Source organism: Oceanobacillus sp. E9, from assembly GCF_001741975.1.
GTDB lineage: Bacteria > Bacillota > Bacilli > Bacillales > Amphibacillaceae > Oceanobacillus > Oceanobacillus kimchii.
This window is the reverse complement of record NZ_LSNA01000006.1, coordinates 328,083-341,029: the sequence shown is the minus strand read 5'-3', so window position 1 is coordinate 341,029 and position 12,947 is coordinate 328,083. Positions and strand designations below refer to the sequence as shown.

Here is a 12,947-nt window from a genome sequence, read left to right as displayed (position 1 = left end):
TAAGATCTCCTCCTAACTCGGGACGCTTGCATAGGTTCTCACATCAACAAAGTGCCCTTCTATTGCTGCTGCTGCAGCCATTTCTGGACTCACGAGATGTGTTCTAGCCCCGTTTCCTTGTCTTCCTTCAAAATTTCGGTTGGAAGTGGAAGCACATCTACCTCCAGCTGGCACTATATCATCATTCATCCCTAGACACATACTACATCCGGAATTTCTCCATTCAAAACCAGCGTCCATAAAAATTTGATCTAACCCAATTTCTTCGGCTTTTTGTTTCACAAGAAAAGATCCAGGCACTACCATCGCACGAATACCAGATTTCACCTTTTTTCCTTTCACAATCGCTGCGGCTTTTTTCAAATCACTTAGTCTTGAGTTCGTACATGAACCAATAAATACATGGTCTACTTCAATAGAAGTCATTAATTGATTTTCTTTTAATCCCATATATTCAAGTGCACGTTCTACTTCGTCTGGGTACGTTGCTTTTTCAATAGATGGTGTAGTCGAGCTTATAGGTACACACATACCCGGATTTGTCCCCCATGTAACCTGGGGTTCAATTTCATTAGCATGAATAATAACCGTGTGATCGTAGACAGCATCTTCATCCGTAGCTAATTGTAACCATTCAGCTGCTAATTTATCATATGCGTCTCCATCTGGAACCATTTCACGTCCTCGTAGGTAATCTACAGTAGTTTGATCTGGACTAATTAAGCCCGCTCTAGCACCTGCTTCAATAGACATATTACAGATTGTCATTCTTTCTTCCATAGACATTTTACGAATAAGCTCACCTGTATATTCCATTACATAACCAGTACCAAATTGAACACCAAACTTTGCAATAATCGCTAAAATTAAATCTTTTGCAGTTACCCCTATTCCTAGTTCACCTATAACTTTGACATTTAATGTTTTTGGTTTGTCTTGCCAAATGGTTTGTGTGGCTAAAACATGTTCTACTTCACTTGTACCTATCCCAAATGCCAAAGCACCAAATGCTCCATGTGTTGAAGTATGACTGTCTCCGCAAACAATTGTTTTTCCTGGTTGCGTTAAACCAAGCTGTGGCCCAATGACGTGTACAATTCCTTGATCTGGATGGTACATATCAGCAAGTTTTATTCCAAATTCTTCACAATTTTTCTTCAGTGCTTCCATTTGCTTTTTGGATATTTCATCTTTAAATGATTCCCTATTCACAGTTGGAACATTATGGTCCATAGTTGCAAAGGTTAAGTCAGGTCGACGAACCTTACGATTATTTAAACGAAGTCCCTCAAAAGCTTGCGGAGAAGTTACTTCATGAACTAAATGTTGATCAATATAAAGAAGACTTGGTTTCCCTTCTTCCTCATGAACAATATGATTTTGCCATATCTTTTCGAAAATAGTTTGTGGTTTTTGCACGTCTTACACCTCCGTCCTATACATACGATTTACATATAGAATCTGAAATACTTTTTGTTGTTACATTTTCTAAAACTGCTTCTGTCATTTGCTTTGTACCAACTTGAACTCCGCCTGGTATATGGATATCCGCTGTATGAAAACCTTGTAATAAACAATCATTTACCGCTCGCTCTATTTCTTTTGCTTCATCTACTAAACCAAAAGAATGCTCTAGCATTAATGCAGCAGATAAGATCATCGCTAATGGATTAGCAATTCCTTTTCCCGCAATATCAGGAGCTGAACCGTGAACAGGCTCATATAAACCAAGTCCATCAGAACGTAAACTCGCTGATGGAAGCATTCCTAAAGATCCAGTAAGCACTGACGCTTCATCACTCAATATATCTCCGAACAAATTCTCCGTTACGATTACATCAAAGAAACTTGGCTGTGTGACAAGCTTCATTGCAGCTGCATCAACAAGAAGATGGGTTACTGATACATCAGGATATTCTTTAGACTTTTCCTCAACGATTTCTCTCCATAGCTTGCTAGACTCTAAAACATTTGCCTTATCAACGGATGTAAGATGTTTTCTTCGAATTCTTGCAGCTTCAAATCCACGCTCGACAATTCGTTCTATTTCTTCTCGCGTGTAACGAAGCGTATCGACTACACCATTAGGGGTCCGTTCACTAGGTGTGCCAAAATAAATTCCTCCAGTTAGCTCTCGAATGATTAACATATCTGCCTGATTTACAATTTCTTCTTTTAATGGTGATGCATATAATAAGGAAGAAATTGTTTTAACTGGTCGTAAATTGGCAAAAAGTTCAAGTTGTTTTCGAATCCCTAATAATCCTTTTTCTGGTCGTAAATGAGATGGGTTGGCGTCCCATTTAGGACCACCAACAGCTCCCATTAAAATTGCGTCTGCTTTTGAACAGGCATCTACTGTTTTATCGGGCAATGGTGTATTATAATCATCTATGGCATTTCCACCAATCGCATGTTCTTCAAATGTAAATCGGTGGTTATATTCGCTTGCTATCGCTGTTAATACTTGTTTAGCAGAATCAATAATCTCTCTACCTATTCCATCACCAGGAAGCAAAATGATATGTTTCTCCATTTCTTTTTCCTCCTTTTATGACTCATAGACAAGTCGAGATAGATTTGCTTTCTTTTGAACGTAATACCGATTTACTGCCTGTATAAATGCTACTGCTGATGCTTGCAATACATCCTGAGCAGATCCTCTTCCATTAATTGTTTCGCCATTAATTATAATTTGAACATGGGATTCTGCCAGGGCGTCTTTACCACCACCAACTGAATTAATCTGATAATCTACCAATGTGATATTTTCTGCAATCAAATAATTTATCGTTTTATATAATGCCTCCACACTACCATTTCCTTGTTGTGTTGCTTCAATTAGTGACCCATTGGGAGATTCTAAGATGACATTTGCTTTTGGAGTATCCGCTGTATCATAAGATACTCCAAATTGTATTAACTTGTATTTATCAACTACAGTTGAATCTGTTTTAATATCCATCAAAATGGTATATAAATCATCATCTGTTACTTCTTTCTTTTGATCTGTTAATAATTTAAATTGGTCAAATGCCGTTTTGAGCTCTTTTTCTGATAGTTCAACACCGAACTCTTTTAATTTATCTTTAAACGCATGCCTTCCAGAATGTTTTCCAAGAAATAGCGTATTGGAGGACACTCCTACCATTTCTGGAGTAATAATCTCATATGTCTCCGTATTTTTTAATACACCATCTTGGTGAATACCGGATTCATGAGAAAAGGCATTTCTTCCAATTACCGCCTTATTTGCTTGCACATACATACCAGTTAGTTTTGCTACCAAATCACTCGTCCGTTTCGTCTCTTTCAGATTTAATCCTGTTTCAAATGGATAATAATCGGAACGAATTTTTAACGCAACAACCACCTCTTCTAACGCTGCATTTCCTGCTCGCTCACCAATACCATTGATCGTTCCCTCTACTTGTGTAGCCCCATTTTCCACAGCCGCTATTGAATTCGCTACTGCCATCCCAAGATCGTTGTGGCAATGACAAGACAAAGCAACTTGATCAATGTTTGAAACTGTTTCTTTTATAAATCGAAATAATTTCCCATATTCTTCAGGAGTTGTATAACCCACCGTATCCGGCAGATTAATCACGGTTGCTCCAGCTTCAATAACTTTTTCAATAATTTGAGCTAAGAAATTCCAATCCGAACGAGTTGCATCCTCAGCAGACCATTCAATTTCATCAAATCGTTCTTTTGCATAAGCGACCATGTTAACCGCTGTTTCAATCACTTGTTCTGGTGATTTCTTCAATTTATAAGTCATATGAATCGGAGATGTTGCCAGGAAAATATGAATCGCAGGTTTCTCTGCTCCTTTTAACGCTTCATATGCGGTATCGATATCAGATTTTACCGCACGAGCAAGCGCAATGACTGATGAATTCTTGATCGTTGAAGCAATTTGTTTTACCGATTCAAAATCCCCTTTAGAGGAAGCAGGAAACCCTGCCTCCATCCGATCCACACCATATTTTTCAAGTTGCTTTGCTATCTCAAGTTTTTCCGCTTTATTCAAGTTAACTCCTGGAGACTGCTCTCCATCTCGTAATGTTGTGTCAAAAATCTTAATTCGGGACATGAACGTTCACATCCTTTTTCTTAGCATTAATTGGCTGTTTAACAAATGGCATCAACTCACGTAACTCCCTTCCCACAGTTTCAATTGGATGACTATTTTCTCTGCGATTAATCGCATTAAATTGTGGTCTGCCAGCCTGGTTTTCTAAAATCCATCCTTTAGCAAATGATCCAGTTTGAATATCATCAAGAATAGATTTCATACGTTCTTTTGTTTGATCGTCTACCACACGCTGTCCCGATACAAAATCTCCCCATTGTGCTGTATCCGAAATAGAATAACGCATATTTTCTAATCCACCTTCATAAAGAAGATCAACAATTAATTTCATCTCATGAAGACATTCAAAGTATGCTACTTCTGGTTGATATCCAGCATCCGTTAATGTTTCAAATCCTGCTTTGATTAGACTAGTAACTCCTCCGCATAATACTGCTTGCTCCCCGAATAAATCTGTCTCCGTTTCTTCTTGGAAACTTGTTTCGAGTACTCCTGCTCTTGCAGCACCAATTCCTTTTGAATAAGCAAGTGCTACGGCTGTTGCTTCACCAGTATAATCTTGGTGTACTCCATATAGTGCAGGTACTCCAGCTCCCTCTTCAAACGTGCGGCGAACTAAATGTCCAGGTCCTTTTGGAGCAACTAAGAATACATCCACATTCGCTGGAGGTACAATTTGTGTGAAGTGAATATTAAAGCCATGTGCAAATACAAGTGCGTTCCCTTGCTCAAGATTATCTTTAATACTCTCCTCATACACTTTTGGCTGCATTTCATCCGGGAGTAGTACCATTACGACATCTGCCTGATTACTTGCCTCTGCTACAGACAACACATTAAATCCATCTTCTTCCGCTTTTTGCTGTGATTTTCCTTGACGTAATCCTACGACTACATCATATCCAGAATCCCTTAAATTCATCGCATGTGCATGCCCTTGTGATCCATAACCAATTACTGCAATCTTTTTATTTTTTAATACTGCATCCTGAATGTCTTTTTCATATAATACTTTTGCCATTTTAATCTCCCTCTCCATTTATCATTATTTTTAATTTGTGTTCAAAAGTAATTAACCTTTTGCCACTAGATTGAAATCACTGATCGATTGTTCCGGCTGCTGCCCTCTCAAGAAAGCAGTTAAGCCTGTTTTTGTAAGTTCCTTAATTCCATATGGTCTTAACAGAGCAATTAAAGCATCCACCTTATCTGGTTTACCTGTTACTTGAATAATTAGGCTATCTTTACTTACATCAATCACCGCTGCTCGAAATGGTGTAATAATACTTTGGATTTCAGCTCTTGTTTGATTGGTTCCAACCACTTTTATAAGAGCTAACTCTCTTGCAACTAAGGCTTTATCAGTTACATCCATCACTTTTAATACGTCGATTTGTTTATTTAATTGTTTAGTTAGTTGTTCTAGTTTTTGTTTGTCATTAATTTCAACAACGAATGTCATTTTGGATATACCTTCTGTTTCTGATGCTCCTACAGAAATACTTTCAATATTGAATTGCCTTTTATGAAGCATCCCTGTAATGCGGTTCAGCACTCCTCCTCTATCCTGTACAGTAGCGATGATAATTCTCTTCATCTTCTCACCCCAATCATTTCTTGGATTCCTGTACCTGGAGCAATCATTGGATAAACTGATGTTTTTTGAACCACTCTGCAATCAATAACTACTGGGCCATCATACGCAAATACTTCAGATAAGATATCGGGTACATCCGCTTCCTTTTCTACCCTCATCCCTCTCACGCCATAACTTTCTGCTAATTTCACAAAGTCTGGGTTTTCTGAAAACAAAGAGTGTGAATATCTTTCTTCGTAAAAACTTTCCTGCCATTGACGCACCATCCCAAGTGCTTCATTGTTTAAAATTATTACTTTTACTGGGAGATTCTGCGATTTCAAAATGGACAATTCTTGTAAAGTCATTTGAAAACCACCATCTCCAACTACTGCTAATACTAAACTGTTTGGTTTAGCAATTTGAGCTCCAATTGCTGCAGGAAAACCAAATCCCATCGTCCCTAACCCACCAGATGTCACCCAATTATGGGGATCCTTAAATGAATAATATTGTGCCGCCCACATCTGATGCTGACCTACATCTGTTGTTACAACAGCTTCTCCATTGGATAATTCATATATTTGCTCCATTAACCATTGGGGAGAGATTAATTGATCCGAACGATCGTACCATAACGGGAAATCCAACTGATTATGTTTCAATTGATGCAGCCAATTTTGATGATTGCATTTTTCTGTTTTATTTTTTAAAAGAGCTGTTAACGCTCGTTTTGCATCAGCAACTACCGGAATATTCGTCTTGATATTTTTACCAATTTCTGCAGGATCGATATCAATGTGCACGATTTTCGCATTTGGTGCGAAATGTTTAATATTCCCTGTCAACCGGTCATCAAATCGTGCTCCAATATTTATTAACAAATCACATTCATATATCGCCATATTCGCTGCATATGTTCCATGCATCCCAGCCATTCCTAGAGATAATGATTCCTTTCCAGGATAGCTTCCTAACCCAAGTAAGGTTGTAACTACCGGCAGTTGATAGTGATCAGCAAATTGTTTTAATTCATTGGAGGCATCGGAGATAAGAATTCCCGCTCCAGCTAATAGTACCGGCTTCTCCGCTCGTTTTAATGCTTCATTTACTTTTGTGATTTGTAATGGATTCGGTGTGATTGTTGGCTGATAACCAGGTAAATGAAAATCTGCTTCATAATCATTCACTGTCACTGTTGAAGAAATATTCTTAGGAATATCAACAACGACTGGTCCTGGTCTACCTGTTGTCGCAATGTGAAATGCTTCATTTACAATACGAGGCAGGTCAGCTATTTCATTCACTTGGTAGTTATATTTGGTAATAGGTGTGGTGATTCCCATTACATCTGCTTCTTGAAACGCATCTGTTCCAATAACTCCTTTTGCAACTTGACCAGTAAATATGACAAGAGGAATAGAGTCCATCATCGCATCCGTTATCCCAGTAATTAAATTTGTCGCCCCTGGTCCTGAAGTAGCTATCACAACTCCGGGTTTGCCAGAGACCCTCGCATAACCTTCTGCTGCATGAATAGATCCTTGCTCATGTCGCGAAAGCACATGCTCAAAAGATGTTTGATTTCGATGTAACGCATCGTAAATCGGTAATACAGCACCTCCAGGATAACCAAAAACTACTTCGACATTTGCTCTTTCCAATGCTTGCACAAACAAATCAGCACCCGTCACTAAATTACTTTTAACCTCTACCTGCTGGTTTGCATCTACTTTCACAACAGTACCCTCCTTCAGTTAATTTATCTGCTAACAAAAAGACCCTTCTCACCCACATACATGTTCTCTATCATGCATGGGATGAAAAGAGTCTTCTTTTCACGGTACCACCCAGTTTCACAGAATCCTCACGAATCCTGTCTCATCAGCTGCATATCAGCTGTTGGATAACAGGTACACGTTTATGTGCACCCGGCCACATCTACTTAGATAAAAACTATTCAAGTCTAGCTATTGTAAGAAGCAGCTAAACATGAAAAATCTGTTCCATATGGCACTCAGGGACGATGTCAGATCAAAGCACATTTCTGGGCTTCCAGCAACCCCAGCTCTCTGTGAATGCAACTCTTTTGATCCTTTATTCCCGTCAACGAATTAACGATATTAAATTCACATTATGCAGATGTCAGAATAATTCTTCTTGTTAGTTAATTGTTATATTGCGGTTAATCATATCTGGTTTTTTTTATGTCGTCAATAGGTTTTCAAAAGTTTTTTAATTATTCCGGATTGTCAGATTTTATGAATGCGTTTACATCATTAACGTGATTAGGTATAGAGTTTTTTATTACATTTATGTAATAAAGTGAAAAAGAACTGACTTTGTTAGATGGAATATATGTCAGAAAACCTTACATATCAATATTTATGGGTAGTAAGAATGAAAAAATTAGCTTTCTCGATAAAAAGCATTAGTTTTGTCTAATTATAGAATTGACTTTTATTTATAAAACGAATAATCAAAAGAAAAAAGCTACCAATGAAGTCTGATTTGACCTCACTGACAGCTTTTGGTTTAGTCTCGATGTAAATAATCTGTTACCGCGCCTTTGGATGAGCAAGTTACATTATGCACGTACTTTCCAAGAATCCCTTTCTTATGTAGTTCAGGGGCTTTCCATTTTCCTTGACGTAGTTTAATTTCATCTGCTGAAACGTCCATGAAAATCTCTCTTTTATCAGAATCTATAGTCACCATATCCCCTTCTTGCAGGAATGCAATCGGTCCACCATCTTGTGCTTCGGGACTTATATGCCCCACGACAAGTCCATGTGTACCACCAGAGAATCTACCATCCGTCAATAAAGCTACCGATTCTCCCATTCCTTTACCTACAAGAATACTAGAAACAGACAACATCTCCGGCATCCCCGGACCACCTTTTGGTCCAACATAGCGAATAACTAATACATCTCCCTCTTTTATTTTGTTATCCAAAATTGCTTGGGTTGCCTCTTTTTCTGTATTAAAAACACGCGCAGGACCTGTGTGTCTTTTCACTTTAACTCCAGATACTTTCGCCACTGCTCCCGTTGGAGATAAATTTCCCTTTAAGACAATCAGAGGACCATCTTCTCTTTTTGGATTATCAAATGGCATAATCACTTGTTGGTTTTCTTTAAGATTAGGAGCTTCTGCTAGATTTTCTGCGATAGTCTTCCCTGTTACGGTTAGACAGTCGCCATGTAAGTAACCATTTTCATATAACAATTTCATTACTGCTTGTACCCCACCAACTCGATGAAGATCTTGCATAACGAAACGCCCGCTTGGTTTTAAGTCTGCTAAATGAGGAACTTTTTTCTGAATACGATTAAAATCATCAATCGTCAAGTCCACTTCTGCTGCATGAGAAACTGCAAGTAAATGCAAAATCGCATTTGTAGAACCACCCAATGCCATAACGACTGTAATAGCATTTTCAAAAGCTTTTTTTGTAAGTATATCTTTTGGATAAATGTCTTTTTCTAATAAATTCTTAATCGCTTCTCCAGCTGCCTCCACATCGGCTCGCTTTTCTTCTGATTCAGCTGGGTTAGAAGAGCTTCCAGGTAAACTGATTCCTAAAGCTTCCGCTGCAGATGCCATTGTATTTGCAGTATACATTCCTCCACATGCTCCTGCGCCTGGACAAGCATGACATTCTACTCTTCTTAATTGACCATCGTCAATAGTACCTGCATTATGTTGTCCTACACCTTCAAAAACAGAAACAATATCTATGTCTTTCCCATCAATATTTCCTGGTGCAATGGTGCCACCGTATACGAATACAGACGGAACCCCTGCATTAGCAATCGCAATTAAGCACCCTGGTATATTCTTGTCGCATGCTCCAATTGCTACTAATCCATCTAAATTTTCCGCTCCAACAACGGTTTCGATAGAATCAGCAATGATATCTCTACTTGGCAAAGAATAATTCATACCTTGCGTACCCATGGAGATTCCATCTGAAACTGTTATCGTATTAAAGATTAATGGAACAGCATCAGAATGCCGTACTCCTTTTTTTGCAAGAAGAGCTAAATCATTTAAATGTATGTTACACGGGGTTACTTCTGCCCATGTACTCGCTACACCAATCATCGGCTTTTTAAAATCTTCATCTGTTACACCGACCGCACGAAGCATCGCTCTATTTGGAGCTCGCATTGTACCGTCAAATGCTTTACTTTTTATCCGCAAATCTTTTCCCATAAATATTCCACCCTTCTTTTCGGACTATTATATGACTAATATTTTTATAGTTCAATGAATTTCGTCTTTTTAATTTATTTTCTGATAATCAAGCACCTTAAAACTATCGTTGTGTTTTTGAATTTCAGAAATATATTGACAATGGTTTTCAGATTGCTATATTGATAACAACACATCAAATACTTTGCTGATTTACAGCATTAAAAAGGAGTAATAATTATGCTTACTGACCAACACCTCCTTCGTATACCTGGTCCAAGTCCAATACCACCTAGTGTACAACAAGCTATGAATGGCACGATGATTGGACACAGAGGTAAGGAAACAAAAGAACTATTGCAACGTATATTACCTAGATTAAAACCAATTTTTGGCACAAAACAGGATGTAATTCCAATTGCTGGCAGTGGTACTGCAGGGCTGGAAATGGCAGTTACAAATGCTGCAAAACCGGGTGACCATGTACTAGTTATAGTTACTGGGGCATTTGGCGATCGCTTTACAAAGATTTGTAACGCATATAACTTACATGTAAACCGAATTGATGTACCATGGGGAGAGCCAATTGATCCATCTTACATAGAATCATATTTACAAGATCATCCAGAAATTAGTGTAGTTTTTGCAACATTTTGTGAAACTTCTACAGGAGTTTTAAATCCTATTCAAGCTTTAGGGAAAGTAATTCATCATAAATCTAATGCTTTATTGGTTGTAGACGGTGTCTCATGTGTAGCTGGAGTAGAAACAAAAATGGATGAATGGGGAGTAGATATCCTCGTAACTGGTTCTCAAAAAGCATTTATGCTACCAGCTGGTCTAATGTTTATCAGTGCTAGTGAACGTGCCTGGGAAGTCATTGAGAACAATCCACAACAGCGTTTCTATCTTGACATGCGAACCTATAAAAAAAGCTTAGCGGATACTTCTACTCCATTTACACCTGCTTTGTCTTTATTATTTGGTTTGGATCAAGTATTGAACTTAATTGATCAAGAAGGATTAAGTAATGTGTTTAGACGACATCTTCTTGTACGCGATATGACGAGAGAGGCTTTTAAGGCATTAGATATTCCGCTTTTAACCACAGACGAATCAGCTTCACCGACTGTTACTGCTGTTCAACCAAGTGATTTTAATTCTGAAGAACTCAGACAAACATTAAAATCACATTTTAATCTATCACTTGCAGGAGGCCAGCAACATCTAAAAGGAAAAATATTTCGGATAGGACATATGGGATATTGTTCCCCAGCAGATACTTTGCAAACAATCAGTTTAATTGAAATTGGTTTACAACTGATCGGAAAGAATATTGAATTAGGACAAGGCACAGCTGCAGCTCAGCAAATTTATATACAGCAGGAGGTAAGATAAATTATGGCTTTTCAAGTACTTATTAGTGACCCATTAAGTGAAGATGGACTCAAACCACTTCAAGAGGCTGAAAATATTGAACTCGTGATTAATCCGGGATGGAATGAAGAAGAATTATTAGACCAAATTGATGCTTTTGATGCCATATTAGTTCGAAGCCAGACGCAAATTACCCGTTCCTTAATTGAACAAGCGAGTAATTTAAAAATTATAGGTCGCGCTGGTGTTGGTGTCGATAATATAGATCTAGACGCTGCTACAGAGAATGGAGTTATTGTCGTTAATGCTCCAAATGGTAATACAAACTCTGCAGCAGAGCATACAATGGCAATGATTATGGCCTTATCACGAAATATCCCACAAGCTTACCATGCGTTAAAACAAAAACAATGGGATCGAAAACGTTTTGTAGGCGTTGAGTTAAAGCAAAAGACTTTAGGTATTGTCGGGTTAGGAAGAATCGGTGCTGAAGTAGCTGCACGAGCAAAAGGTCAGCGAATGAACGTCATTGCCTACGATCCATTCTTCACAGAAGAAAAAGCAGAGCAGATGGGAGTTCAATATGGGACACTAGAAGATGTATTACGTGCTGGAGATTTTATCACCGTGCATACACCACTGCTTAAGGAAACAAAGCATTTAATTAACAAAGATGCTTTTCACCTAATGAAAGATGGTGTACAAATTATTAATTGCGCTCGTGGCGGAATTATCGACGAAGACGCATTATACGATGCAATTCAGTCAGGAAAAGTAGCAGGTGCTGCACTTGATGTCTTTGAACAAGAACCTTTTACAGATCATAAGTTATTAACACTACCTGAAGTGGTTGCTACACCTCACTTAGGTGCAAGTACGGTAGAAGCACAAGAAGTGGTTGCTATCGATGTTAGTCATGATGTACTTCGGTTCTCTCAAGGGAAAGCAGTTCGTAACCCAGTAAATATGCCATCAGTTCCAAGCGAGATTATGTATAAAATTGAACCATACTTCCACCTCGCTGAAAAACTTGGTACATTTATTACGGATTTAACAAAAGAAGTGGTAAGCGAAGTGAAAATTACGTATGCTGGTGATTTAGCGGATATCGAAATTGCACCATTAACTCGAAACGCTGTTAAAGGACTTCTAAAGCGCTACTTAGGAAGTAGGATCAATGATGTAAATGCACTGTTCCTAGCTGATCGAAAGGGTATTGAAGTTAGTGAGAGTAAAACGTCGTCTAAAAAAGGGTTTACAAACCTAATCACAATCGAAGTTTCAGGAAAGTTTGGGACTAGAAAAGCAGCAGGGACATTATTAAACGGATTAGGTCCACGCTTAGTTCGTGTAGATGAATATCGTGTAGATATAACACCAGAAGGTCATATGGTCGTTATCCAACATCGTGACCAGCCAGGAGTAATTGGTAGAATGGGGAGTACCATCGCAAAACATAATATTAATATTGCTACGATGCAAGTGGATCGATCAGATATTGGTGGTGACGCTATTATGATTCTTACCATAGATCGACATCTAGCGGATGAAGCATTAAACGAGATTGAAAGCCTAGATGAAATTAAATCCGTTACTGCGATTGATTTATAAATAGTCTTAACCTAATTTCCCAAGAAACTATGGGCGCCTTTTGCGGACACGATTCAACTAACTTGGCTATTTCCAAGTAGATTT

9 protein-coding genes are annotated in these 12,947 nt (G+C 38.3%); 2 read left to right on the top strand and 7 right to left on the bottom strand.

Annotated elements, in window-relative coordinates; genetic code table 11:
* Positions 1-12: 12 nt before the first annotated feature.
* The 7 genes from leuC to ilvD all read right to left on the bottom strand — a co-directional run bounded on the left by leuC (position 13) and on the right by ilvD (position 9,896).
* Positions 13-1,419: a 3-isopropylmalate dehydratase large subunit gene (gene leuC / locus AQ616_RS08540; protein WP_069685551.1), complete on the bottom strand. Its 1,407-nt coding sequence runs from the start codon at positions 1,417-1,419 to the stop codon at positions 13-15.
* A gap of 16 nt (positions 1,420-1,435) precedes the next feature.
* Positions 1,436-2,536 (bottom strand): 3-isopropylmalate dehydrogenase, encoded by a 1,101-nt coding sequence (gene leuB, locus AQ616_RS08535; RefSeq protein ID WP_069685550.1) that lies wholly within the window; start codon positions 2,534-2,536, stop codon positions 1,436-1,438.
* 15 nt (positions 2,537-2,551) lie between these two features.
* Entirely contained in the window at positions 2,552-4,099 is a 1,548-nt protein-coding gene (locus AQ616_RS08530) for a 2-isopropylmalate synthase (protein ID WP_069685549.1), read from the bottom strand.
* Positions 4,086-5,120: a ketol-acid reductoisomerase gene (gene ilvC, locus AQ616_RS08525; protein ID WP_017797808.1), complete on the bottom strand. Its 1,035-nt coding sequence runs from the start codon at positions 5,118-5,120 to the stop codon at positions 4,086-4,088. Before ilvC ends, AQ616_RS08530 begins: the two co-directional genes overlap by 14 nt.
* A 51-nt stretch (positions 5,121-5,171) precedes the next feature.
* Positions 5,172-5,696 carry an acetolactate synthase small subunit gene (ilvN, locus tag AQ616_RS08520; protein WP_011067015.1) on the bottom strand — a complete coding sequence of 175 codons (525 nt, stop codon included), beginning with the start codon at positions 5,694-5,696 and terminating at the stop codon, positions 5,172-5,174.
* Entirely contained in the window at positions 5,693-7,414 is a 1,722-nt protein-coding gene (gene ilvB / locus AQ616_RS08515; protein WP_069685548.1) for a biosynthetic-type acetolactate synthase large subunit, read from the bottom strand. The genes ilvN and ilvB overlap by 4 nt, the downstream gene beginning before the upstream one ends.
* Positions 7,415-8,210: 796 nt before the next feature.
* Entirely contained in the window at positions 8,211-9,896 is a 1,686-nt protein-coding gene (gene ilvD / locus AQ616_RS08510) for a dihydroxy-acid dehydratase (RefSeq protein WP_017797810.1), read from the bottom strand.
* 219 nt (positions 9,897-10,115) lie between these two features.
* Here ilvD and AQ616_RS08505 point away from each other — a divergent pair, with 219 nt between their 5' ends.
* Both AQ616_RS08505 and serA read left to right on the top strand, forming a co-directional pair.
* Positions 10,116-11,273 (top strand): pyridoxal-phosphate-dependent aminotransferase family protein, encoded by a 1,158-nt coding sequence (locus tag AQ616_RS08505; RefSeq protein WP_017797811.1) that lies wholly within the window; start codon positions 10,116-10,118, stop codon positions 11,271-11,273.
* A gap of 3 nt (positions 11,274-11,276) precedes the next feature.
* Positions 11,277-12,863: a phosphoglycerate dehydrogenase gene (gene serA / locus AQ616_RS08500; protein ID WP_017797812.1), complete on the top strand. Its 1,587-nt coding sequence runs from the start codon at positions 11,277-11,279 to the stop codon at positions 12,861-12,863.
* The last annotated feature ends 84 nt before the right edge of the window (positions 12,864-12,947 follow it).